This is a genomic window from Streptomyces nigra, from assembly GCF_003074055.1.
Taxonomy (GTDB): domain Bacteria; phylum Actinomycetota; class Actinomycetes; order Streptomycetales; family Streptomycetaceae; genus Streptomyces; species Streptomyces nigra.
In genome coordinates, this window is sequence record NZ_CP029043.1 from 5,587,774 (window position 1) to 5,612,710 (window position 24,937).

Below are 24,937 nucleotides of genomic sequence, written 5' to 3' on the forward strand. Positions count from 1 at the left end.
CACCGGTAACCTCACCTCCATGGCCTCACGTTCCTCCGCAGCCAAGAAGCCGCCCGCGAAGAAGGCGGCCGCTTCGGCGAAGGCTCCGGCGAAGAAGGCCGCCGCCAGGAAAGCCCCCGCGAAAAAGGCGCCGGCGAAGAAGGCCGCGGCCAGGAAAGCCGCGCCCCCGGCCAAGCCGGCGCCCAGCCCCACCGGGGGCGTGTACCGGCTCGTGCGCGCCGTCTGGCTCGGGCTCGCGCACGCCGTCGGCGCGGTGTTCCGCGGCATAGGGCAGGGCGCGAAGAACCTCGACCCCGCCCACCGCAAGGACGGCGTCGCCCTCCTGCTGCTCGGCCTCTCCCTGATCGTCGCCGCCGGGACCTGGTCCAATCTGCGCGGCCCCGTCGGGGACCTCGTCGAGATCATCGTGACCGGCGCCTTCGGCCGGCTCGACCTGCTGGTGCCGATCCTGCTCGCGGTCGTCGCCGTGCGGTTCATCCGGCACCCCGAGAAGCCCGAGGCCAACGGCCGGATCGTCATCGGCCTGTCCGCGCTCGTCATCGGCGTGCTCGGGCAGGTCCACATCGCCGTCGGATCGCCGGCCCGCAGCGCTGGCATGCAGGCCATAAGGGACGCCGGCGGGCTCATCGGCTGGGGCGCGGCGACCCCGCTGACGTACACCATGGGCGACGTCCTCGCCGTACCGCTGCTGGTGCTGCTGACGGTCTTCGGTCTGCTGGTGGTCACGGCCACCCCGGTCAACGCCATCCCGCAGCGGCTGCGGCTGCTCGGGGTGAAGCTGGGGCTGCTGCCCGACCCGGAGGACGACGAGGACTTCACCGAGGACGACGAGCGCTACGACGAGCAGTGGCGCGAGGCGCTGCCCGCCGCGCGCGGGCGCAAGCGGGGCCGGGCCCGTGAGCCGTACGACCCCGAGGACGCCGAGCAGGAGGCCCTCTCGCGGCGTCGCGGGCGTCCCAGGCGCTCCGCGGTGCCCCAGCCCGAGATGGACCGTCCCATGGACGCCGTGGACGTCGCCGCCGCCGCGGCGGCCGCGCTCGACGGGGCCGTGATGCACGGGATGCCGCCCTCGCCGATCGTCGCCGACCTCACCCAGGGCGTCAGCGTGGGCGACCGCGAGGAGACCACGCCCGTGCCGACGCCGGTCCCGGCCGCGCGGCCCCAGCAGGACCGGCTGCCCAAGCCGAAGGCCGCCGATCTCACCAAGAGCGAGGTCCCCGACCTCACCAAGGCCGCGCCGGTCCCCGACGAGATCCGCGATCTGCCCCCGCGCGCGGAGCAGCTGCAGCTGTCCGGCGACATCACTTACGCGCTGCCGTCGCTCGACCTGCTCGAACGCGGCGGACCCGGCAAGTCGCGCAGCGCCGCCAACGACGCCGTCGTCGCGTCGCTCACCACCGTCTTCACCGAGTTCAAGGTCGACGCCCGCGTCACCGGTTTCACGCGCGGGCCGACGGTCACGCGCTACGAGGTCGAGCTGGGCCCGGCCGTCAAGGTCGAGCGCATCACCGCGCTGACCAAGAACATCGCGTACGCCGTCGCCAGCCCGGACGTGCGGATCATCAGCCCGATCCCCGGCAAGTCGGCGGTCGGCATCGAGATCCCGAACACCGACCGCGAGATGGTCAACCTCGGTGACGTGCTGCGGCTCGCGGCCGCCGCCGAGGACGACCACCCGATGCTGGTCGCGCTCGGCAAGGACGTCGAGGGCGGCTACGTGATGGCCAACCTCGCGAAGATGCCGCACGTCCTGGTCGCCGGAGCCACCGGTTCCGGCAAGTCCTCGTGCATCAACTGCCTGATCACGTCGATCATGGTCCGCGCGACCCCCGAGGACGTCCGCATGGTCCTCGTCGACCCCAAGCGCGTCGAGCTGACCGCGTACGAGGGCATCCCTCACCTGATCACGCCGATCATCACCAACCCGAAGCGGGCCGCCGAGGCGCTGCAGTGGGTCGTCCGCGAGATGGACCTGCGGTACGACGACCTGGCGGCGTACGGCTACCGGCACATCGACGACTTCAACGAGGCCGTCCGCGCCGGCAAGGTGAAGGCCCCGGAGGGCAGTGAGCGCGAGCTGCAGCCCTACCCGTATCTGCTGGTCATCGTGGACGAGCTCGCCGACCTGATGATGGTCGCGCCGCGGGACGTGGAGGACGCCATCGTCCGCATCACGCAGCTCGCGCGCGCGGCCGGCATCCACCTGGTGCTCGCCACGCAGCGGCCGTCCGTCGATGTCGTCACCGGTCTGATCAAGGCGAACGTGCCCTCGCGGCTCGCCTTCGCCACGTCCTCCCTCGCCGACTCCCGCGTGATCCTCGACCAGCCGGGCGCCGAGAAGCTCATCGGCAAGGGCGACGGCCTGTTCCTGCCGATGGGCGCGAACAAGCCGACCCGTATGCAGGGCGCCTTCGTGACCGAGGAGGAGGTCGCGGCGGTCGTCCGGCACTGCAAGGACCAGATGGCACCCGTCTTCCGGGACGACGTGGTCGTCGGGACCAAGCAGAAGAAGGAGATCGACGAGGAGATCGGCGACGACCTCGACCTGCTGTGCCAGGCGGCGGAACTCGTGGTGTCCACGCAGTTCGGCTCGACGTCCATGCTCCAGCGCAAGCTGCGGGTCGGGTTCGCCAAGGCGGGGCGCCTGATGGACCTCATGGAGTCGCGGGGCATCGTGGGGCCGAGCGAGGGGTCGAAGGCGCGTGACGTCCTCGTGAAGGCCGACGAGCTGGACGGCGTGCTCGCGGTGATCCGCGGGGAGGCTTGAATGTGTCCCCCACGGGAAAGCGAACCCTTGGCGGGGAGCGGGTCGGGTAGGCGATGAGTCGATGCCTGATCGTGACTCACCCGTAGGGGATCATTGAGCAACCGTTTCCCTTCGGCGTACGTCAAGTTGAGCGAAACGACAAACTCTTGGCCGCCATCGGCGTGTCGGGCCCTACCGATGGCGTACAAAGTCCCACCGCCCGCTTGCCTCACCCTTTTGTCGCCCCCCTAGACTGAACCTCCAGCACAGGTGGCTCAACGCTCGAAAGGCGCCCCCGTGTCCATCGGCAACTCCCCTGAAGACGAGCGTCCGTTCGACGACGAGTCCGACGACTCCCGCCCCTCGATCGGCCATGCCCTGCGGCAGGCCCGTCTCGACGCCGGGTTGACCGTCGACGACGTCAGTACCGCCACCCGGGTCCGCATCGCCATCGTGCAGGCCATCGAGGCGGACGACTTCGCCCCCTGTGGCGGCGACGTGTACGCCCGTGGCCACATCCGGACCCTGGCCAAGGCCGTCCACCTCGATCCCGCCCCGCTGCTCGCCCAGTACGACGCCTCCCACGGCGGGCGCCCCGCGCCGACCCCGGCCGCCCCCCTGTTCGAGGCGGAGCGCATCCGTCCGGAGCGGCGTGGGCCGAACTGGACCGCGGCCATGGTCGCCGCGATCGTCGCCGTGATCGGGTTCGTCGGCTTCACCGCCTTCAAGGGGGACGGCGAGGGCGGGAAGACCCCCGTCGCCGAGGGCGGCTCCACGCCGTCGGCCGACAAGGGCACCCCGACGCCCAAGACCGACAAGCCGAAGGACACCAAGCCCGAGCCGTCCGACAGCGCCATCGCCGCCGTTCCGCAGGACAAGGTGACCGTGCAGGTCAGCGCCGCCGACGGACGCAGCTGGGTCGCCGCCAAGGACCACAACGGCCGGCTGCTCTTCGACGGCCTGCTCAAGCAGGGCGCCACCAAGACCTTCCAGGACAGCGAGAAGATCAACCTGGTCCTCGGCGACGCCGGCGCGATCGACCTGTACGTCAACGGCAAGAAGATCGAGGACGACTGGCAGCCGGGCGCCGTCGAGCGCCTGACCTACACGAAGGGCGACCCGCAGGCCGGCTAGGCCTGGCCGGCGGGGAGCGCCGCGACGGGGGCGGCCGGGATCGGCCAACCCCGTCGACATGGGCTGTCACTGAGACAAAGTAGTCTTGAGCCCATGCCTGAACGCCGTACCGTCGCACTGGTCACTCTTGGCTGCGCCCGCAACGAGGTGGACTCGGAGGAGCTCGCAGGCCGCTTGGAGGCGGACGGCTGGGACCTCGTGGAGGACGCCGCCGACGCGGACGTCGCCGTCGTCAACACCTGCGGCTTCGTCGACGCCGCCAAGAAGGACTCCGTCGACGCCCTCCTGGAGGCCAACGATCTCAAGGGCCACGGGAGAACCCAGGCCGTCGTGGCGGTGGGCTGCATGGCCGAGCGGTACGGGAAGGACCTCGCCGAGGCCCTTCCCGAGGCCGACGGCGTGCTCGGCTTCGACGACTACGCCGACATCTCCGACCGCCTGCAGACCATCCTGTCCGGCGGCATCCACGCCGCCCACACCCCGCGCGACCGGCGCAAGCTCCTGCCGATCAGCCCGGCCGAACGGCAGGAGTCCGCTGCCGGTGTCGCACTGCCCGGGCACGCCCCCGTCGACCTTCCGGACGGGCTCGCCCCGGCCTCCGGTCCTCGCGCGCCCCTGCGCCGCCGTCTCGACGGCGCCCCGGTCGCCTCGGTGAAGCTGGCCTCCGGCTGCGACCGGCGCTGCTCGTTCTGCGCCATCCCGTCCTTCCGCGGCTCCTTCATCTCGCGCCGCCCGAGCGACGTGCTGAACGAGACGCGGTGGCTCGCCGAGCAGGGCGTCAAGGAGATCATGCTGGTCTCCGAGAACAACACCTCGTACGGCAAGGACCTCGGCGACATCCGTCTGCTGGAGTCCCTGCTGCCCGAGCTCGCCGAGGTCGACGGTCTCGAGCGCGTCCGCGTCAGCTATCTGCAGCCGGCCGAGATGCGGCCCGGCCTGATCGACGTCCTCACCTCGACGCCGAAGGTCGCCCCCTACTTCGACCTCTCCTTCCAGCACTCCGCGCCCGACGTGCTGCGCGCGATGCGCCGCTTCGGCGACACCGACCGCTTCCTGGAGCTGCTGGACACCATCCGCGCCAAGGCGCCCCAGGCCGGTGTGCGCTCCAACTTCATCGTGGGCTTCCCCGGCGAGACCGAGGCCGACCTCGCCGAGCTGGAGCGCTTCCTGAACGGCGCCCGGCTCGACGCGATCGGCGTCTTCGGCTACTCCGACGAGGAGGGCACCGAGGCCGCCACCTACGACGGCAAGCTGCCCGAGGACGTCGTCGCCGAGCGGCTGGCCCGGGTGTCCCGGCTGGCCGAGGAGCTGGTCTCCCAGCGCGCCGAGGAGCGCCTCGGCGAGACCGTGCACGTGCTGGTCGAGTCCATCGACGAGGACGGCGTGTACGGGCGCGGTGCGCACCAGGCGCCGGAGACGGACGGCCAGGTGCTGCTCACGAGCGGCGCGGGCCTGAGCATCGGTCGTATGGTCGAGGCGAAGGTGGTCGGCACCGAAGGTGTCGACCTGGTGGCCGAACCCCTCGACGGCGCGTTGTCGTGTAGTGAGGAGGCGGGCAGATGACCGGAGTTCCGGCGTCCGCCGCGGGCGGCCCCTCCCCGGCGGGTGCGACGGGCAAGGTGAGCGCGGTGGGTACGACGGGGAAGGCGAACCCGACGGGTGCGTCCAAGGCCGGTGCGGCCCGGCCCGCGGGTGCCGACCAGGGCGCCGAGGGCGACGCCCGGCCCGTGCGCGGCGGCAAGATCGCGGCCGCGGCCGTCAACCAGGCCAGCATCTGGAACATCGCCAATCTGCTGACCATGCTCCGGCTGCTCCTGGTGCCGGCGTTCGTCATGCTGATGCTGGCCGACGGCGGTTACGACCCCGCCTGGCGCTCGTTCGCCTGGGCGGCCTTCGCCATCGCCATGATCACCGACCTGTTCGACGGGCATCTGGCGCGGGCGTACGACCTGGTCACCGACTTCGGCAAGATCGCGGACCCCATCGCCGACAAGGCGATCATGGGCGCGGCCCTCATCTGCCTGTCCGCCCTCGGCGACCTGCCCTGGTGGGTCACGGGTGTGATCCTCGGCCGGGAACTCGGGATCACCCTGCTGCGTTTCATCGTCATCCGGTACGGCGTCATCCCGGCGAGCCGCGGCGGCAAGCTGAAGACGCTCACGCAGGGCGTGGCCGTCGGCATGTACATCCTGGCGCTGACGGGCTGGCTGGCGACGCTGCGCTGGTGGGTGATGGCCGCCGCCGTCGTGCTGACGGTGGTGACCGGGCTGGACTATGTGAGACAGGCCATTGTGCTGCGGCGGCAGGGAATCGCGGAGCGCAGGGCAGCGTTGGAGGAGACCGAAGCGTGAACTCTCGCGCCGCGGACGTCGTGCGACTACTCACGGTGAGGGGCGAGACCCTTGCCGTCGCCGAGTCGCTGACCGGCGGCCTGGTCGCGGCGGACATCACCGGCGTTCCGGGGGCGTCCAAGGTCTTCCGCGGATCGGTGACGGCCTACGCCACCGAGCTCAAGCACCGGATGCTCGGCGTGGACGCCACTTTGCTGGAGCAGCGCGGAGCGGTGGACCCGCAGGTCGCGGCCCAGATGGCGGCCGGTGCGCGCAAGGCGCTGGGAGCCGACTGGGGCATCGCCACGACCGGTGTGGCCGGGCCGGACCCGCAGGACGGACAGCCCGTGGGCACCGTCTTCGTGGCCGTCGACGGGCCGGTCCGCCCGGATTCCGGTTCCGCCGGTGGCGGAAAAGTGGAGGCCCTGCGGTTGAACGGCGGCCGGGCGGAAATTCGTATGGAGAGTGTACGGAGCGTGCTCGCACTGCTTCTGAGGGAGCTGGCGGGCGAACACAGTGGGAATGAGCGGGCACAGGATACGGAACGGAACGGGGGGTTTTGATGTTTGCAGCCCTGAGTGAACACGACATCGCTCCCCGCACGGCCGCGGCGCAAGGCGGTACGGTGGGGCGAGAAGGATGCGGCTACGCGGTCCGAGGAGGGAGCCACCGATGATTCTGCTCCGTCGCCTGCTGGGTGACGTGCTGCGTCGGCAGCGCCAGCGCCAGGGCCGTACTCTGCGCGAAGTCTCCTCGTCCGCCCGAGTCTCACTCGGCTATCTCTCCGAGGTGGAGCGGGGGCAGAAGGAGGCTTCCTCCGAGCTGCTCGCCGCGATCTGCGACGCGCTGGACGTACGGATGTCCGAGCTCATGCGGGAAGTGAGCGACGAGCTCGCCCTCGCCGAGCTGGCCCAGTCTGCTGCGGCCACCCCCAGCGAGCCTGTACCCACGTCGGTGCGTCCGATGCTGGGTTCCGTATCGGTGACCGGTGTGCCACCGGAACGGGTGACCATCAAGGCGCCGTCCGAAGCGGTCGACGTCGTCGCCGCGTGACGGTGCCACCCGAGCGTGTGAACTGACCATGCGCTAAGTGTCGTGTGAGGCCCCGGCCAGGGCTCCTCCAGTCGGATCTGGAGAGTGCGGGTCGGGGTTTCGTGCTGTCCGGGCTCCCGTGAGCCGTCGGGGTGCGCTTGCCGAGGTGCTCTGCGCCGGTCAGGGTGGACGTGTGACGGCGCATGACGCGCGGTGACCAGGTCGCCGGCGCCGTGCGCTCGGGCCGTCGGTGTGCCTCTGTCGGGGCTGGATCCGGCGCCGGGCTGGAGGTGAGCGGATGGCACGGCCCATGGCGCGCTGGGGGGTGGCCCTCGCGGGCGGGGCGCTGTGGTGGTGGGCCGTGGTGCGGCTCGTGTGCGTGCCGGGCGCGGGAGCGCTGGAGGCGGCCGTCGCCGCCGGCGGCTGGGGGCTGAGCCTGCTGCCGGTGCACTGTGAGCCGAAGGAGCAGGCGGACGGGGCCGTGGATGCGCGGCAGTGGGTGCGGGCTTGGCGGGCGGGGAGGGTGGGGCGGCGCGCGGGGTCTGCGGGGCCTGTGGAGAGGGCGTAGGGGGCTTGGCCGGGGCAGAGGGCGGTGGGGCGTGTGGGGGAGGCGTAGGGCGTACGGAGGTGCGGGTAGTGCGGGCTGTGCGGGAGCGCGCGGGGTGCGCGGAGGTGCGTGGGCGCGCTACCACGGCATCGCCACGCCGCCGTTCGGACGCAGGATCTGCCCCGTGGTGAACGACGAGGCGTCGGACGCCAGATGGAGCACCGTGTGGGCGACGTCCTCCGGTTCGCCGACCCGGCCCAGCGGTGACCTACGAGCCATGGACGACTCCGTCCGCGCCTGTACGGCGTCGTCGTGCCGTTCGGTCATCGGGGTGCGGATCCAGCCCGGAGCGACCGCGTTCACACGGATGCCGTGCGGGCCCAGCTCCGCCGCGAGGGTCTTCGTCAGCTGGACCACCGCCGCCTTGGCGGCGCCGTAGCAGAGCAGCCCTGGTGCTCCGGTGTCCACGGCGCCCGAGGCCATCGTGACGATGCTGCCGGCGATCCGACGGTCGAGCATGGCGCGGGCCGCCTCCTGACAGGCGTACAGCACTCCCTTGAAGTTGACGCTCAGCACGCGGTCCAGGTCCTCGTCACGGGTCTCCAGGACGGGGCTGCTGTGCATGATCCCGGCGATCGCGGCCATCACGTCCAGCCGTTCGCAGGAGGCGACGGCCTGGTGGAGCCGGGCGCGGTCCGTCACGTCGAGGTGGTGGGTGCGGGCGCTGCCTCCGTCGGCTTTGATCAGGTCCGCCGTCTCGTGCAGGCCCTGTGCGTCGCGGTCGGCGCAGTGCACGGTGGCGCCTGCTTGCGCGAGCAGGACGGCCGAGGCGCGACCGATGCCTCCTGCGGCGCCGGTGACGAAGGCGGTGCGTCCGGTGAGGTCGTACGCCGTGACGGGCATGAGGGGACCGTAGGGGCGTATCTGATGGGTCGTCAACTGGTCGGGCGGGCCTGGTCTCCAAGGCGGGATGTACCGGTCGGGGCCGGGCCCGCCTGGCAGTTCGGGCACCAGTACGTGGGGCGTTCGCGGGAGCCGTCGCCCTGCTGGGCCACGCGGATCCGGGTGCCGCAGCGTGCGCAGGGGCGTCTGGCGCGGCCGTACACGAAGAGGTCCTGGCCGCGCAGGCCCGTGGTCTTGCGGACCGGGCGGTCGCGGTTGGCTTCCAGGAGCTTCTTGCCGAGCAGCGGCAGTTGGGCGGTGTGCTCGGCGGGGAGCGCGCCGACCGGCAGCCAGGGGGTGACGCGCAGCAGGAAGCAGATCTCGCTCTTGTAGACGTTGCCGACGCCGGCGAGATTGCGCTGGTCCAGCAGGGCTTCGCCGAGCGCGCGGTCGGGGTCGGCGAGCAGGTTGGCCAGGGCGCGGTCCGGGTCCCAGTCGGGGCCCAGGAGGTCGGGGCCGAGGTGCCCGACCACGGTGTCCTCCTCCGTGGTGCGCAGGACCTCCAGGACGGGGAGGCGGTACCCGACGGCCGTACGGGCCGGGCGCGCCTCGGGGGTGGCCGCGCCGGGGTCGGGGGTGGTGGTCAGGACGGCTCGGATCTGGTGGACGGGGCCGCCCGTCCAGAGCTGTTCGTCGGCGAAGATCCGCCAGGAGCCCTCCATGCCGAGGTGCGAGTGGATCGTGATCCCGCCCTCGACCCGGGTGAGGAGGTGCTTGCCTCGGGCGGTGACGTCCAGGACGGTACGGCCCGCCAGGTCGACCAGGGCGAACTTCGGTACCCGGAAGTCGCTCAGGGCCAGCACACGGCCCGCGAGGGCGGTGTGGAGCCGCTTCGCGGATTGCCAGACCGTGTCACCTTCGGGCATGTCTCAAGGGTGACATGAGGGGGCGGGGAGCATGGTGGTGAGCCGGGGCGGGGGAGGGGGCGGCGTCAGGCACGGAGGCGGAGTCTTCCCTGGGGTCGCGGCTGGGCTCCGGCACGGAGGCGGAAGTCTTCCTGGGGGTGCGGCTGGGCTCAGGCACGGAGGCGGAGGCCTCTCGGGGTCGCGATGAAGCCCGCCGCCTCCAGGAGCGTGCCCACGGGGGACGTCAGGGCCTGTGCGCCGTTCACCCGCTCCACCGTGACCGTGCCGAGCGAACCCGCCTGGGCGGCGGTCGCCAGGGCCTCGGCTGCGGCCCGCAGACGGGGGTCGTCGGCGGGTTCGGTGTCCGGGGTGGACGGCCAGGCGAGCAGAGTCTTCCCACCGCGCTCCATGTAGAGGGTGAGCTCGCCGTCCACGAGGACCACGAGGGAGCCCGCCTTGCGGCCCGGCTTGTGCCCGGCGCCGGTGGGCGGCTCGGGCCAGGGGAGGGCGGCGCCGTACGCGTTCGCCGGGTCGGCCGCGGCGAGGACGACGGCCCTGCTGCCCGGGGCGGGGCGGTTGCGGCGGGCCGGAGCGCCGTTCTGCCATGGGCCGCCGGGCGGGCGGCGGTTGTCGGCCGCGCGGTCCAGGGGTGAGACGTACTCGTCCGGCTTGAGCCGGTCCAGGTGCGCGTCGAGGAAGTCGTGGTCGAGGTCGGGGATGTCGTAGGACGGGCCGCCGTCCGTGTCCCTCGGGGTGCCGCCGGAGCCGTCCGTGCCCGTGGTAGGGGGGCCGGGCAGGTCCTCGCCGCGGTCGCGGGCGTTGGACACTGCGCGCAGCCGGTCCACCGCGCCGTCCATCGCGAACTGCGCGGCGCCCAGGCCCTCCACGACATAGCCGCGGCGGGCCTGGCCGCTCTCCTCGAAGGCGGCCAGGACGCGGTACGTCGCCGAGAAGCCGCCCTCGACGCCCTCGGCGGCGACCGCGCCGCGCGTCACCACGCCGTGCCGGTCCAGGAGGGTGCGGGCCAGGGCGTGCGCCCGCACGGTCGCGTCCGGTTCCTGCGCCGGCAGCAGGGACCAGCGGCCGGCGACGGTCGGCGGGCCGGTGCGGGACGCGGTGCGGGCTGCGGCGGTCAGTGAGCCGTAACGGCCGCGCGGGACGGTGCGCTTGGCGCGGTGTGCCGTGGACCCGGCGGTGCGGCCCGAGCCCAGCAGGGAGCGCAGCGGCGCGAGCGTGTCGTTCGTCAGCCGGCCCGACCAGGCGAGGTCCCAGAGGGCGTCGGCGAGCTGTGGATCCGTGGCCTCCGGGTGAGTCGTGGCGCGGATCTGGTCGGCGATCTGACGGAAGAACAGGCCGTAGCCGCCGGACAGGGTGTCCAGGATCGACTGGTGGAGGGCCGTCAGCTCCAGGGGGTGGGGCTGCGGCAGCAGCAGCGGGGCCGCGTCCGCCATGTAGAGGGACACCCAGCCGTCCTTTCCCGGCAGCGAGCCCGCCCCCGCCCATACGACCTCGCCGGCGGCGGTGAGTTCGTCGAGCATCGCGGGCTGGTAGCCGGCGACCCGGGAGGGCAGGACGAGCTTCTCCAGCGCGGACGCGGGCACGGACGCGCCCTGCAACTGCTCGATGGCGCGGACCAGTCCGTCGATGCCGCGCAGGCCGTGCCCCTTGCCGATGTGCTGCCACTGCGGCAGGAACTGGGCGAGGGCGCCCGGCGGCACCGGCTCCAGCTCATGCCGGAGCGCCGCGAGGGAGCGGCGGCGCAACCGCCGCAGCACTGTGGCGTCGCACCACTCCTGACCGATGCCGGCGGGATGGAACTCGCCCTGCACCACACGCCCGCTCGCGGCCAGCCGCTGCAGCGCGCCGTCGGTGATCGCCACGCCCAGGCCGAAGCGGGCCGCCGCCGTGGCCGATGTGAACGGGCCGTGGGTGCGGGCGTAGCGCGCGAGGAGGTCGCCGAGCGGATCCTTGACCGGCTCGGTGAAGGCTTCCGGGACGCCGACGGGCAGCGCCGTGCCCAGCGCGTCGCGCAGCCGGCCCGCGTCCTCGATCGCCGCCCAGTGGTCGGCGCCGCCGATCCGCACCTTGATGGCCCTGCGGGCGCCGGCCAGCTCCTGCGCCCAGGCCGGCTCCGCGCCCCGCTCGGCCAGCTCGGCGTCGGTGAGCGGTCCGAGGAGGCGCAGGAGGTCCGCGACGCCCTCGACGTCCTTGATCCGGCGGTCCTCGGTGAGCCACTGCAGCTCGCGCTCCAGCTCGGTGAGCACCTCGGCGTCCAGCAGCTCGCGCAGCTCCGCCTGGCCGAGCAGCTCGGCCAGCAGCCGTGAGTCGAGCGACAGGGCGGCGGCGCGGCGCTCGGCGAGCGGCGAGTCCCCCTCGTAGAGGAACTGGGCGACGTATCCGAAGAGGAGGGAGCGGGCGAAGGGGGACGGCTCGGGGGTCGTGACCTCGACCAGCCGCACCTTGCGGGCCTCCAGGTCGCCCATCAGCTCCACGAGCCCCGGGACGTCGAAGACGTCCTGGAGGCATTCTCGGACCGCCTCCAGGACGATCGGGAACGAACCGAACTCGCTCGCCACCTCCAGCAGTTGCGCGGCGCGCTGACGCTGCTGCCACAAGGGAGTGCGCCTGCCGGGGTTGCGGCGCGGCAGCAGCAGCGCGCGCGCCGCGCACTCGCGGAAACGGGACGCGAACAGCGCCGAGCCGCCCACCTGGTCGGTGACGACCTGGTCGACGTCGCCCTTGTCGAAGACGACGTCCGCCGCGCCCACCGGCGCCTGGTCGGAGTCGTACTCCCGGCCGGCCCTCCCGGGCTCCTGGTCCAGCAGGTCGAGGCCCATGAGGTCGGCGTCCGGCAGCCGCAGCACGATGCCGTCGTCGGCGTGCATGACCTGCGCGTCCATGCCGTAGCGCTCGGACAGTTTCGCGCCGAGGGCCAGGGCCCAGGGGGCGTGGACCTGCGCGCCGAACGGGGAGTGCACGACCACACGCCAGTCGCCCAGCTCGTCACGGAAACGCTCGACGACGATCGTGCGGTCGTCGGGGACGTGTCCGCACGCCTCGCGCTGCTCGTCCAGGTACGACAGCACGTTGTCCGCGGCCCAGGCGTCCAGGCCGGCGGTGACCAGGCGCAGCCGGGCGTCCTCCTTGGACAGCGAACCGACCTCGCGCAGGAACGCGCCCACCGCGCGGCCCAGCTCCAGCGGGCGGCCCAGCTGGTCGCCCTTCCAGAACGGCAGCCGGCCCGGCACGCCCGGAGCGGGGGAGACCAGGACGCGGTCCCGTGTGATGTCCTCGATCCGCCACGAGCTGGTGCCGAGCGTGAAGACGTCGCCGACACGGGACTCGTAGACCATCTCCTCGTCCAGCTCGCCGACCCGGCCGCCGCCCTTCTTCGGGTCGGACCCGGCGAGGAACACCCCGAACAGGCCCCGGTCGGGGATGGTGCCGCCGGAGGTGACGGCGAGGCGCTGGGCGCCAGGACGGCCGGTGATGGTGCCGGCGACCCGGTCCCACACCACCCGCGGGCGCAGCTCCGCGAAGGCGTCGGACGGATAGCGGCCCGCGAGCATGTCGAGGACCGCCGTGAACGCCGACTCGGGCAGCGACGCGAAGGGCGCGGCCCGGCGGACCAGCGCGAGGAGGTCGTCGACCTGCCAGGTGTCCATGGCCGTCATGGCGACCAGCTGCTGCGCGAGGACGTCCAGCGGGTTCGCCGGGACGCGCAGGGACTCGATGGCGCCGGTGCGCATGCGCTCGGTGACGACGGCGGCCTGGACGAGGTCGCCCCGGTACTTCGGGAAGACCACGCCGGTGGAGACGGCACCGACCTGGTGCCCCGCGCGGCCCACGCGCTGCAGGCCGGAGGCCACGGACGGCGGCGACTCGACCTGGACGACGAGGTCCACCGCGCCCATGTCGATGCCCAGCTCGAGGCTGGAGGTGGCGACGACCGCGGGCAGACGGCCCGCCTTGAGGTCCTCCTCCACCAGGGCGCGCTGCTCCTTGGAGACCGAGCCGTGGTGCGCGCGGGCGATGACCGCGGGCGCGCCCTGGGCGGCGCCGGAGCCGCCCATCAGCTCCGCCGGGGAGTGGTGCTCGACCAGGGTCTCGCCGGTGGCCCGCTCGTAGGCGATCTCGTTCAGGCGGTTGCACAGACGCTCGGCGAGACGGCGGGAGTTGGCGAAGACGATCGTGGAGCGGTGCGACTGGACGAGGTCGGTGATCCGCTCCTCGACATGCGGCCAGATCGAGGGGCGCTCCTTGCCCTCGGAGCCGTCGGCCACCGGGGAGCCGCCCAGCTCGCCCAGGTCCTCGACGGGGACGACGACCGACAGGTCGAACTCCTTGCCCGACGCCGGCTGGACGATCTCCACCTTGCGGTGCGGGGAGAGATAGCGCGCGATCTCGTCGACGGGGCGGACCGTCGCGGACAGGCCGATCCGCCGCGCCGGCTTCGGCAGGAGCTCGTCCAGGCGCTCCAGGCTGAGCGCGAGATGGGCGCCGCGCTTGGTGCCGGCCACGGCGTGAACCTCGTCCAGGATCACCGTGTCGATGCCGGTCAGCGCGTCACGGGTCGCCGACGTCAGCATGAGGAACAGGGACTCGGGCGTGGTGATCAGGATGTCCGGGGGCCGGGTCGACAGCGCCCGGCGCTCCGCCGCCGGGGTGTCGCCGGAGCGGATGCCGACCTTGATCTCCGGCTCGGGCAGGCCGAGGCGCACGGACTCCTGGCGGATGCCGGTCAGCGGGCTGCGCAGATTGCGCTCCACGTCGACGGCGAGGGCCTTCAGCGGTGAGACGTACAGGACCCGGCAGCGCTTCTTCGGATCGGCCGGAGGGGGAGTGGAGGCCAGCTGGTCCAGGGCGGCGAGGAACGCGGCCAGGGTCTTTCCGGAACCGGTGGGGGCCACGACCAGCACGTCCGAGCCCTCGTGGATGGCCTGCCACGCGCCCGCCTGTGCCGCGGTGGGCGCGGAGAAGGCACCCGTGAACCAGCCACGGGTCGCGGGGGAGAAGCCGTCGAGGGCTCGCTGCGGATCGCTGACCATGCATCCATCCTGCACCCGGGCACTGACAATACGCCTGACCTGGGCGAACGCCGCCGAGCCGGGACCGCGGGCGGTCCACCTCGGGTGGGTCGGCCGGGGTGCGGGCGAGGGAGCACCGCAGGTCACGGACAATGGAGACATGGCGGGGCAGGGCGAGAGGGCGCGGCACTGGCGGTACGCCGAGCTGCCCGGCGTCGACCTGCTGCGCGCCCACTACATCCGCAAGGCGTTCGTCCGGCACACCCACGAGCATTTCGTGATCGCCGCCATCGCCGACGGCGTGGAGGTCTTCCACCACCGGGGCGCCGACCAGTACGCCGGGGCCGGCACCCTCGCCCTGGTCAACCCGGACACCCCGCACACCGGACGGGCCGGCGTCCCCGAGGGCTGGCGCTACGGGGCTGTCTACCCCTCCCCGCAGGTCGTCGCCGAGATCGCCGCCGAGACGACCTCGATCAAGGGCACGCCCGGGTTCGTACGGCCCGTGCTGGACGATCCGTACGCGGTGTCCCTGGTGCACCAGGTGCTGCGGGCCGCCGACGAGGGCAACGCGCTGGCCGCCGACACCCTGCTGCGGGTCGCCGTGACGCGGCTGCTGCGGTTGAACGGAGGACCGCTGCCGCAGCGCGAGGTGCGGTCGGCGGGCGCCGGCGTCGCGGCACGCGCGCGTGAGGTGCTCGAACTGCGCATGGCCGAGCCGCCCAGCCTGGAGAAGCTCGCCGGCGACCTGGGCACCGGCCCGTTCGCCCTGCTGCGGGCGTTCCGGGACACCTATGGGATGCCGCCGCACACCTGGCTGACCGACGCGCGCGTGCGGCGCGCCCGCCGGATGCTGGACGCCGGCGTCTCACCCGCCGAGGCCGCGCTCGCCGTCGGCTTCACGGACCAGCCCCACCTGAACCGGCACTTCAGCCGTATCGTCGGCGTACCGCCCGGCGCCTACCAGCGCGAGCGCAAGAACGTACAAGACGCCTGGCGGGAGCCGTCCTAGCGTTGCGGACGTGTCAGAACGGAAACTCATCGCAGAACCCGGTGCAGATCCGGTCCCGAACCCGAGCCCCGTGCGGGACGGGGACCCCGACGGCGGGCGGAGCAAGCCCGACGCCGCCGTGGTGCGGGACGCCCTCGGCGTGGGCGTCGCCGTCGGGCTGTCCGGCTTCGCCTTCGGGGTGACGTCCGCGGGCAGCGGCCTCACCCTCGCCCAGACCTGCGCGCTCAGCCTCCTGGTCTTCACGGGCGCCTCCCAGTTCGCGCTCGTCGGGGCGCTCGCGGCGGGCGGCAGCCCTCTGACCGCGGCCGCCGGCGCCTTCTTCCTGGGGGTGCGCAACGCCTTCTACGGGCTGCGCCTGTCCCAGGTGCTGCGCCTCACGCGCGCGGTGCGGCCGTTCGCCGCGCAGTGGGTGATCGACGAGACGACGGCCGTCACGCTGGCACAGCCGACCCGGCGCAGTGCCCGCATCGGCTTCCTGGTGACCGGGCTCAGCCTGTACGTGCTGTGGAACCTCACGACCCTGCTCGGCGCCCTCGGGGCCGAGGCCATCGGCGACACCGACGCCTGGGGGCTCGACGCGGCCGGGCCCGCCGTGTTCCTCGCCCTGCTCGCGCCGATGCTCAAGTCCACGACCGAGCGTGCCGTCGCGGGGCTGGCCGTGGTGCTGGGGCTGGGACTGCTGCCCGTGCTGCCCGCCGGAGTGCCGGTCCTCGTGGCCGCGCTGGCGGCGCCGGTCGTGCTGTGGGCGCGGGGGCGCCGCCGGGGCGACGTACAGGAGCGGCGCGATGAACAAGAGCCGGGCGACGCCCGGGAGGAGGGACGATGAACGTCTGGATCGCGATCGCCGCCACCGCGCTCGGCTGCTACGCCGTCAAGCTCATCGGGCTCCTCGTGCCCGCGGGCGCTCTGGAACGGCCCCTCGTGCGGCGACTCGCCGCGCTGCTGCCGGTCGCCCTGCTGGCGGCGCTCACCGCCCAGCAGACCTTCGCCGACGGCCGGGAACTCGTTCTGGACGCGCGTGTGGCGGGGCTCGCCGCTGCCGCCGTCATGCTGATCCTGCGGGCGCCCTTCCTGCTCGTCGTCGCGGCGGCCGTCCTGGTGACGGCGGGGGTACGGGCCATCGGGGGCTGACCATGAATGTCTTCGACAGGGGCGGCGGTCAGCCGATGTGGCGGCCGTACGCCCTGAGGGTGCGCAGAGCCTCGATCGTCGCCATGGGGCGGGTCTCCAGGGCGATCCCGGGCGCCCAAGGGTGGCGGCGAGTCGGCCAGCCGCCGTCCTCCCGCTGATCCTGGGTGAGCCGGTCGAGGGAGCGGTCCATCTCGTCGTCCGTGAACCACGCGCGCGCGAGGGAGTCCGGACGGCGCGCGTACTCGTGCGGGAAATGCGTGGCGCCCTCCGCGAGCGGGGAACCGTCGGCGCCGCCCGGGTCCGGGTCCACCAGGCGCTGCTCGCGCACCAGACGGCCGAGCCGGTCGGCGGCCGCCTCCGCGCGCGGGCGGTCGGGAGCCGCGTCCAGGAAGGCCAGCGCCGCCTCGACCTCGTACGGATGGGACTTCTCCAGGGCCTCGACCGCCTGCCAGCAGAAGTCCGTCGCCCGGAACAGCCACGCGTGCCAGACCTCGTTGCGGTGCAGCGGACCGACCACCGGCCCCGTGGCCAGCAGCGAGCTGGGCGCCGGCTCCACGACCGGGAGCGACGGCGCCGCCGGATAGCCGCGCAGGCTGGGGTGGACCGTGGGAAGAGCGCCGTCCGGTGCCGAGACCGCCGTGAGATAGCGGCAGACGCGGTCCACCCGCTGTCCGCCGCACCGCCCGATCGCGTCCAGCACCTGCAGTGCGCGGCCGGTGTGCAGCGGCTGGCTGACCGGTCCCCGCAGATCGGGCTCCAGACCGTGGCCGTACCCGCCGTCGTCGTTGCGATAGGCGTCCAGCGCGGTCTCCACCGGGTCGGCCGCGCCGTTCAGGAAGTCGTACGCGAAGAGGCGCTGTTCCAGCACGCGCGCGGTCAGCCAGACGAACTGCTCGGCGTGGAACAGCGCGGAGCGCGCCGGGGGAGGCGCCTGGCTGAGCGGGGTGGCTCCTGGTTCGGGCATGCGTCAGACCGTAGGGCGGAAAGCGGTTCCGGCAAGGGGGAGCGGCGAAGGCCCACTCTCAGGGGCGGGACACCGGACGCGTCCGGTTGACGGTCGCCACGGGTGCCTGCCCGCGGACCGTGACCCCTCGCCCGGATTCACAGGTCACTCGGGCCTCGATCATGCGCGCTCACGGCCCGTAGGATCGGGTGCCCTTGGGGGTGGTTATGGGGAGGCAGCGCCCTGGTTCGCCGACACTGGAAGAGGTCGCGGCCCTGGCCGGTGTCGGGCGGGGGACCGTCTCGCGGGTCGTCAACAACGCGGCGGGCGTGAAGGATTCGACGCGCCGGACCGTCGAGCGGGCCATCGCCGAACTGGGCTATGTCCCCAACCTGGCGGCCCGCTCCCTGGCCGGCAGGCGGGCGGACGCCGTGACGCTGGTCATGACCGAGCGGGACTGGCGGATGTTCGGGGAACCCTTCTTCGCGGAGATCGTCCAGTCGGTCCGCGACGCCCTCGCCGATGCCTCGGTCCAGCTGCTGCTCACCCTGGTGCGCACCGGCGCCGAGCGGCGGCGCCTCGTGGAGTACGCCCGCGGCGGACGGGTGGACGGGGTCCTGCTGATGTCCGTACGCAGCGAGGACCGGCTGCCGGACATGCTCGCCGAGGCCGGACTGCCCACGGTGCTGCTCGGGCGCCGCTCGGGCGACGAGAACGTCACCTACGTCGACGCGGACAACGTGGGCGGTGCCCGTGACGCGGTGAAGCACCTGGTGCGTGGCGGGCGCACGAGGATCGGCGCGGTCACCGGTCCGCTCGACATGTACGTCACCCAGTGCCGGCTGCGCGGCTACCGCGAAGCCCTGGCCGACGCGGGTCTGGAGCCGCTGGTCGTCGAGGGCGACTTCAGCGAGGGCAGCGGGCGCCGGGCGACGGCCGAACTCCTGGAGCGGCACCCGGACGTCGACGCCGTGTTCGCCGCCTCGGACACCATGGCCGCCGGAGCGCTGGGCGTGCTGCGGGCCGCCGGGCGCCGGGTGCCCGAGGACGTCGCGGTGATCGGCTTCGACGACTTCCCGCTCGCCCAGCACACCGACCCGCCGCTGACGACGGTCCGCCAGCCGATGGAGGAGATCGGGCGGACCATGGTGCGGCTGCTGCTGGAGGAGATGGAGCAGCCCGAGGTGGCGTGGCGGCACGTCATCCTGCGCACGCGACTGGTGGTGCGCGGCTCCGCCTGAGCCCCATTTGTTCCGCAACATTTCGGGAGCGCTCCCAAAACCTCGGGCGGTCTCATACGCGCCCTCGGGCTGACGTGCGGCTTCGGAAATCCGTCGCCACAGTCCTTGCGCATGGGGTTGTCAGGGACATGCGCGGCTCCTACAGTCCGGACTCGGATGGTGAGTGGGAGCGCTCCCATCAGTGGGAGGTGGGAGCGCTCCCGAAATGATCCGTCCGGATCCTCCGTGAGACGCGACCTGTCCGGATCTTCTTCCGAGAGGCACCCGCATGCGACCGTCACCGCACAGCCCTAGGCCGTGTCCGCAAAGTCCCGCCTGCCGTTCGACGCCCGGCACGCTCCCCCAAGCTCTTCGAGCAGGGGGGACCCCCTCTCGCCGCACCGGCCGGCCACCCGCGTACAACCAGTACGCGGGAGCCCGTCCGGCGCGCCGAGAGCACGCACCGGACGCCGCTCGGCCCGCCCTACGGGCGGACGACGCGACTTTACGGACACGACCTGGCACCGCGCGCGGCCTGTTAGCCGCGCTGCTCTCCGCTCTCGCCGCCGTAGCGGCGCTCGTCGTGGCGACACCGCCGGCCCAGGCCGCCGACACCGTGATCTGCGAGCAGTTCGGATCGGCCGTCGTCCAGGGGCGCTACGTCGTCCAGAACAACCGCTGGGGCACCAGCGCCGCCCAGTGCGTCACCGCCACCGACGCCGGCTTCCGGGTGACCCAGGCGGACGGCTCGGTCCCGACCAACGGCGCACCGAAGTCGTACCCGTCGATCTTCAACGGCTGTCACTACACGAACTGTTCGCCGGGGACCACCCTCCCGGCGCGGGTCAGCGCCATCTCCAGCGCACCCAGCAGCATCTCGTACGGCTATGTGTCGAACGCCGTCTACAACGCCTCGTACGACATCTGGCTGGACCCGACGCCCCGCACCGACGGCGTCAACCGGACCGAGATCATGATCTGGTTCAACCGCGTCGGGTCGATCCAGCCGATCGGCTCTCCGGTCGGCACCGCCTCCGTGGGCGGGCGCTCCTGGGAGGTGTGGACCGGGAGCAACGGCTCCAACGACGTGATCTCCTTCGTCGCACCTTCGGCGATCGGCGCCTGGAGCTTCGACGTCATGGACTTCGTCGACCACACCGTCGCCCGGGGCATGGCGCAGAGCGACTGGTACCTGACCAGTGTGCAGGCCGGGTTCGAGCCCTGGCAGAACGGCGCCGGACTGGCCGTGAACTCCTTCTCCTCCACCGTCAACGTCGGCGGCGGCGGTGACCCGGGCGGCCCCGGTGAGCCCGCCACGGCCTGCCAGGTGACCTACGCGGCCAACGTCTGGCAGGGCGGCTTCACCGCCGACGTCACGGTCAAGAACACCGGTTCCGTCGCCGTGGACAACTGGCGGCTCGGCTTCACCCTGCCCTCCGGACAGCGCGTCACCAGCTCCTGGAACGCCGACCTGTCCGGCTCCTCCGGCGCGGTGACGGCGAGCCCCGCGGCGCACAACGCGCGCATCGCCGCCGGGGGCAGCCAGACCTTCGGCTTCCAGGGCACTTACAGCGGCACGTTCGGCAAGCCCACCGGATTCAGCCTGAACGGCACCGCCTGCACCAGCGCGTGACCGGCGCCGGTGCGCCGCACCGGCCTTCTCCGGGCCTGCCCCGCCTTCCCGCACCGACGGTGGCAGGCCCTCTCCCCCCTCCGGCCCGCGCCCGGAAAGGCCCACCCCCCCCATGAGCCCGAGCCCCGTCCTGCCGTTACGCGGCCCCCCGACCGCCGCAGTGCCGCGCGCCGCGGCCCTCGCCCCGACCGGTGAGGCCCCGACGGCCGCCGCCCCTGCCTGCCGGGACCCGCTCGACCGGGCCGCCATCTGCCAGGGCCCCGGCGACCGGGCAGCCGCCTGCCAGGGCCCCGGCGACCGGGCCGCTGCCCGGGACGCCCTGTAGCCGGGGCGCCAGCGCCTCGTCCGGCCGCACCGCGAACGGGACCGGGAGCACCCCAGCTCCTCTCGCCACACACTCGTCCGGCTCCACCGCGAGCAGGGCCGTGAGCACCCCAGCTCCTCTCGCCACCACCTCGTCCGGCCGGCACCGCGAGCGGTACGGGGGGCACCCCCCGCTCCGCGGTGCGCCGGGTCCTGACGCACGACCGGCACTCCCGCACCCGCACCCACCACCGAGGAGGGCACGATGACCGATCCGACCAGAGCCGACGGCACCTCGTCGTTACCGCGCAGGCGCCGACGAAGGTCGGCAGCCCTGGCCACCGCCCTGGCCACCCTGATGCTCGGGGCGGCGGGCCAGATCGCGGGACAGCCCGCCGCAGCGGCGGAAGCCCATGTCGACAACCCCTTCGCGGGGGCGACCTTCTACGTCAACCCCGACTACGCCGAGCTCGTGGACACGTCCATCACGCAGACCTCCGATGCCACGCTCAAGGCGAAGATGGAGAAGGTCAAGAGCTATCCGACCGCCGTCTGGATGGACCGGATCGCGGCCGTCCACGGCGGTGAGGACAACGCGGGACGCAAGAGCCTGGCCGACCACCTCGACCTGGCGCTCGCCCAGAAGAAGCCCGGACAGCCGATCACCGCCACCTTCGTGGTGTACGACCTGCCGGGACGGGACTGCGCCGCCCTCGCCTCCAGCGGCGAACTCCCGCTCACGCAGGCGGGTCTGGACCGCTACAAGAGCGAGTACATCGACGTCATCGCGGACGTCATGAAGAACCCGAAGTACCAGGACATCCGCATCACCACGGTCATCGAGCCGGACAGCCTGCCCAATCTGGTCACCAACACCTCCGACCCCGAGTGCGCCCAGGCCAAGAGCAGCGGCCTGTACGTCAAGGGCGTCCAGTACGCCCTGGACAAGCTGCACGCGATCCCGAACGTGTACACGTACCTGGACTACGCGCACTCCGGCTGGCTCGGCTGGGACAACAACCTCACCCAGACCGTGCAGCAGTACACCGAGGTGGCCCGGGGTACCGCGGCCGGGCTGAGCAGCGTCGACGGGCTGATCACGAATGTCGCCAACTACACGCCGCTGGAGGAGCCGTTCCTCACCGACCCCGACAAGACGGTGGGCGGAAACCCGGTCAAGTCCGGCAAGTACTACGAGTGGAACCCGAACTTCGACGAGGTGGACTTCACGAGGAATGTGCACCGGGCGCTGGTCTCGGCGGGGTGGCCCGCCTCCACCGGCCTGGTGATCGACACCTCCCGCAACGGCTGGGGCGGCACCGCGCGGCCCACCGCGGAGAGCACCAGCACCTCCCTCGACACCTATGTCAACGAGTCGAAGGTCGACCGCCGCGCCCACCGCGGACTGTGGTGCAACACGAGCGGAGCCGGACTCGGACAGCCACCGCAGGCCGCGCCCTCGGGATACCCCGACTCGCACCTCGACGCCTTCCTGTGGATCAAGCCGCCGGGGGAGTCCGACGGGGCCAGCGAGGACATCCCCAATGAGGAGGGCAAGCACGCGGACCCGATGTGCGACCCCGACTACACCGCGTCCAACGCCGGAAACAACAAGACCGGGGCGCTGCCCGACGCACCGCTGGCCGGCCACTGGTTCCACAACCAGTTCCTGATGCTGGTGCGCAACGCCTACCCCGCCGTGCCGACGGGCGGCACCGACCCGGGCGACACCACGGCCCCGACCGCCCCCACCGGCCTGCGCGCCACCGCCAAGACCGCGAGCAGTGTCTCCCTGGCCTGGACCGTGGCCACCGACAACGTGGGCGTGACCGGATACGACGTGTACCGCGACGGCACCCGGGTGGGTTCGACGACCGCCGGCACCACGTACACGGACACCGGGCTGAGCGCCGCCACGGCCTACGGCTACACCGTGCGGGCCCGCGACGCGGCCGGGAACGTCTCCGCCGCCTCCACCGCGCTGAGCGTCACCACCGAGTCGGGCGGCGGCGGTCCCGACCCGTCCGGCGGGCTGAAGGTCGCCTACAAGAACAACGACTCCTCGGCCACCGACAACGCCATCCGGCCCGGCCTGCGGATCACCAACACCGGCAGCGCCGCCCTCGACCTGACCGGGGTGACCGCCCGCTACTACTTCACCCGGGACGGCGGCTCGTCCACGGTGAGCGCCTGGTGCGACTACGCCGCGGTCGGCTGCTCCAACGTCAAGCTCAGGGTCGTCCCGCTGAGCTCCCCGGTCGCGGGCGCGGACGCCTACCTGGAGGTCGGCTTCTCGGCCGGCTCCCTCGCCGCGGGCCGCGACACCGGTGACATCCAGGTCCGGATGGCCAAGTCCGACTGGTCCGCGTTCGACGAGACCGACGACCACAGCCGCGGCACCGCCACGACCTACACCGACGCCCCGGCGATCCCCGGCTACCTCGGCAGTGCCCTGGCCTGGGGCGCACCCCCCGCCTGATCCGCGTACCTCCCCCACGCTCCCCCGCCCGCCCGGAGCGACCACGACCCCGGGCGGGCGGGGGCCCCACAGCGGACAGCGACAGAACGACAGGAGGCACCATGGTTCGACGCAGAAACCGGCTCTTCTCCTGGGCGGCGGTGCTCGCCACCCTGCTCGGCGGGCTCGGCCTGGCCCTGCTCGGGCAGGGCAGCGCGCAGGCGCACGGGGTGGCGATGATGCCCGGATCGCGGACCTATCTCTGCTATCTGGACGCCAAGACCGGTACCGGCGCCCTGGACCCGACGAACCCGGCGTGCAAGGCGGCGCTGGCGGAGAGCGGATCGACGGCTCTCTACAACTGGTTCGCCGTGCTCGACTCCAACGCGGGAGGGCGCGGCGCGGGTTACGTGCCGGACGGCAAGCTGTGCAGCGCCGGCGACCGCTCCCCGTACAACTTCACGGGCTACAACGCCGCCCGCTCCGACTGGCCCCGCACGCATCTGACCTCCGGGAAGAGCATGCAGGTCCGGTACAGCAACTGGGCGGCCCACCCGGGCGACTTCCGGGTCTACCTGTCCAAGCCCGGCTACTCGCCCAGCACCGGGCTGGGCTGGGACGACCTGGAACTCATCCAGACCGTCACCAACCCCGCCCAGTCGGGCTCGCCGGGCAGCGAGTCCGGGCACTACCACTGGAACCTGAACCTCCCCGCGGGCCGTTCCGGTGACGCGGTGCTGTTCATCCAGTGGGTGCGCTCGGACAGCCAGGAGAACTTCTTCTCCTGCTCCGACATCGTCTTCGACGGCGGAAACGGCGAGGTGACAGGTATCCGCGGCTCGGGCGAAACGCCGACTCCGACGCCCACGCCGACTCCCACCCCGACCGACCCGCACACCGGCTGCATGGCCGTCTACTCCGTGACGAACTCCTGGAGCGGTGGCTTCCAGGGATCCGTCGAGGTGATGAACCACAACACGGCCGCGCTCACCGGCTGGGCCGTGCGCTGGCAGCCGGGCAACGGGACGCGGCTGAGCAGTGTGTGGAACGGCACGCTGAGCACCGGAAGCGACGGCACGGTCACGGTCAGGAACGTCGACCACAACCGGAGCATCCCACCGGACGGCAGCGTCACCTTCGGCTTCACCGCCACCTCCACCGGCAACGACCTGCCCGTCGGCTCGATCGGCTGCGTCACCCCGTAACGGGCCCTTCCCCGGCGCCGGTTCCCGACCTCCGGGGGCCGGCGCCCTCGTGTGCGCGGGCGGCCGGCCGGCGGGTGGGGCCAGGGCGTCGGCGGCCGTTCACCAACGGCGGAGTGCCGATGAGGTCCAGGCTCTACCCTGCGTACATGCGGGGCTCCGCGTACGAGCGGGGGCGTGGAGAATGGGAAACGTGCAGATGATGGCGGGTACGGAGCGGGACTCATGCGGTTGACGGTCTTCTGGGAGCGGATGGCGGAGCACTTCGGTGCGGGATACGCCGAGACGTTCGCGCGCGATCACGTGATGACGGAGCTCGGCGGACGCACGGTGCACGAGGCGCTGGGCTCCGGCTGGGACGCCAAGGACGTGTGGCGCGTGGTCTGCGAGGTCATGAACGTCCCGGGGGAGAAGCGCTGACCGGTCGCAGAG

The 24,937-nt window shown here is 72.6% G+C and carries 20 protein-coding genes; 16 read left to right on the forward strand and 4 right to left on the reverse strand.

The features are described 5' to 3' along the window. The first annotated feature begins 19 nt into the window (after positions 1–19). The 7 genes from DC008_RS25940 (at position 20) to DC008_RS25970 (ending at position 7,810) form a co-directional block, all read left to right on the forward strand. Positions 20–2,767 carry a DNA translocase FtsK gene (locus DC008_RS25940; RefSeq protein WP_244221418.1) on the forward strand — a complete coding sequence of 916 codons (2,748 nt, stop codon included), beginning with the start codon at positions 20–22 and terminating at the stop codon, positions 2,765–2,767. Between the two features lie 276 nt (positions 2,768–3,043). Then, complete coding sequence (locus tag DC008_RS25945; protein WP_108709003.1) at positions 3,044–3,880, forward strand: helix-turn-helix domain-containing protein; 837 nt, start codon at positions 3,044–3,046, stop codon at positions 3,878–3,880. Between the two features lie 93 nt (positions 3,881–3,973). Beyond that, positions 3,974–5,443, forward strand: a complete 1,470-nt coding sequence (gene rimO, locus DC008_RS25950) for a 30S ribosomal protein S12 methylthiotransferase RimO (protein WP_108709004.1) — start codon at positions 3,974–3,976, stop codon at positions 5,441–5,443. Beyond that, entirely contained in the window at positions 5,440–6,231 is a 792-nt protein-coding gene (gene pgsA / locus DC008_RS25955) for a CDP-diacylglycerol--glycerol-3-phosphate 3-phosphatidyltransferase (protein ID WP_108709005.1), read from the forward strand. The genes rimO and pgsA overlap by 4 nt, the downstream gene beginning before the upstream one ends. Beyond that, positions 6,228–6,773 (forward strand): CinA family protein, encoded by a 546-nt coding sequence (locus DC008_RS25960; protein WP_108709006.1) that lies wholly within the window; start codon positions 6,228–6,230, stop codon positions 6,771–6,773. Before pgsA ends, DC008_RS25960 begins: the two co-directional genes overlap by 4 nt. Positions 6,774–6,882: 109 nt before the next feature. Continuing rightward, complete coding sequence (locus DC008_RS25965; protein ID WP_019756312.1) at positions 6,883–7,263, forward strand: helix-turn-helix domain-containing protein; 381 nt, start codon at positions 6,883–6,885, stop codon at positions 7,261–7,263. Between the two features lie 277 nt (positions 7,264–7,540). After that, positions 7,541–7,810, forward strand: a complete 270-nt coding sequence (locus tag DC008_RS25970) for a hypothetical protein (RefSeq protein ID WP_108709007.1) — start codon at positions 7,541–7,543, stop codon at positions 7,808–7,810. A 117-nt stretch (positions 7,811–7,927) separates the two neighbouring features. Here DC008_RS25970 and DC008_RS25975 read toward each other — a convergent pair whose 3' ends face one another. From DC008_RS25975 to DC008_RS25985, 3 genes are all read right to left on the reverse strand, one after another. After that, a complete protein-coding gene (locus DC008_RS25975) occupies positions 7,928–8,692 on the reverse strand; it encodes an SDR family NAD(P)-dependent oxidoreductase (RefSeq protein ID WP_108709008.1) in 765 nt (254 codons plus the stop codon). A gap of 32 nt (positions 8,693–8,724) precedes the next feature. Next, positions 8,725–9,597, reverse strand: a complete 873-nt coding sequence (locus tag DC008_RS25980) for a DNA-formamidopyrimidine glycosylase family protein (RefSeq protein ID WP_108709009.1) — start codon at positions 9,595–9,597, stop codon at positions 8,725–8,727. Between the two features lie 149 nt (positions 9,598–9,746). Next, positions 9,747–14,624, reverse strand: coding sequence for an ATP-dependent helicase (locus tag DC008_RS25985; protein ID WP_108709010.1), 4,878 nt, complete (start codon positions 14,622–14,624; stop codon positions 9,747–9,749). A gap of 139 nt (positions 14,625–14,763) precedes the next feature. On the opposite strand from DC008_RS25985, the gene DC008_RS25990 reads away from it, so the two are divergent. The 3 genes from DC008_RS25990 to DC008_RS26000 all read left to right on the forward strand — a co-directional run bounded on the left by DC008_RS25990 (position 14,764) and on the right by DC008_RS26000 (position 16,746). Then, complete coding sequence (locus DC008_RS25990; protein WP_108709011.1) at positions 14,764–15,615, forward strand: AraC family transcriptional regulator; 852 nt, start codon at positions 14,764–14,766, stop codon at positions 15,613–15,615. Between the two features lie 70 nt (positions 15,616–15,685). Then, positions 15,686–16,441, forward strand: a complete 756-nt coding sequence (locus tag DC008_RS25995) for an AzlC family ABC transporter permease (RefSeq protein ID WP_108709012.1) — start codon at positions 15,686–15,688, stop codon at positions 16,439–16,441. Then, a complete protein-coding gene (locus DC008_RS26000) occupies positions 16,438–16,746 on the forward strand; it encodes an AzlD domain-containing protein (RefSeq protein ID WP_055622156.1) in 309 nt (102 codons plus the stop codon). Before DC008_RS25995 ends, DC008_RS26000 begins: the two co-directional genes overlap by 4 nt. 28 nt (positions 16,747–16,774) lie before the next feature. Here DC008_RS26000 and DC008_RS26005 read toward each other — a convergent pair whose 3' ends face one another. Beyond that, positions 16,775–17,710: a hypothetical protein gene (locus tag DC008_RS26005; RefSeq protein WP_108709013.1), complete on the reverse strand. Its 936-nt coding sequence runs from the start codon at positions 17,708–17,710 to the stop codon at positions 16,775–16,777. 206 nt (positions 17,711–17,916) lie between these two features. Here DC008_RS26005 and DC008_RS26010 point away from each other — a divergent pair, with 206 nt between their 5' ends. From DC008_RS26010 to DC008_RS26035, 6 genes are all read left to right on the forward strand, one after another. Further along, positions 17,917–18,930 (forward strand): LacI family DNA-binding transcriptional regulator, encoded by a 1,014-nt coding sequence (locus DC008_RS26010; protein ID WP_108709014.1) that lies wholly within the window; start codon positions 17,917–17,919, stop codon positions 18,928–18,930. Positions 18,931–19,444: 514 nt separating this feature from the next. Next, positions 19,445–20,542, forward strand: coding sequence for a glycoside hydrolase family 12 protein (locus DC008_RS26015; protein WP_108710857.1), 1,098 nt, complete (start codon positions 19,445–19,447; stop codon positions 20,540–20,542). A gap of 112 nt (positions 20,543–20,654) precedes the next feature. Beyond that, positions 20,655–20,867 carry a hypothetical protein gene (locus DC008_RS35285; RefSeq protein WP_123954039.1) on the forward strand — a complete coding sequence of 71 codons (213 nt, stop codon included), beginning with the start codon at positions 20,655–20,657 and terminating at the stop codon, positions 20,865–20,867. A gap of 243 nt (positions 20,868–21,110) precedes the next feature. Continuing rightward, the gene (locus DC008_RS26025) at positions 21,111–23,324 is read left to right on the forward strand and encodes a glycoside hydrolase family 6 protein (protein ID WP_108709016.1); all 2,214 of its coding nucleotides are present in this window, start codon (positions 21,111–21,113) and stop codon (positions 23,322–23,324) included. A gap of 101 nt (positions 23,325–23,425) precedes the next feature. Then, positions 23,426–24,508, forward strand: a complete 1,083-nt coding sequence (locus DC008_RS26030) for a lytic polysaccharide monooxygenase auxiliary activity family 9 protein (RefSeq protein ID WP_108709017.1) — start codon at positions 23,426–23,428, stop codon at positions 24,506–24,508. Positions 24,509–24,730: 222 nt separating this feature from the next. Further along, positions 24,731–24,925, forward strand: a complete 195-nt coding sequence (locus DC008_RS26035; RefSeq protein ID WP_108709018.1) for a DUF3046 domain-containing protein — start codon at positions 24,731–24,733, stop codon at positions 24,923–24,925. The last annotated feature ends 12 nt before the right edge of the window (positions 24,926–24,937 follow it).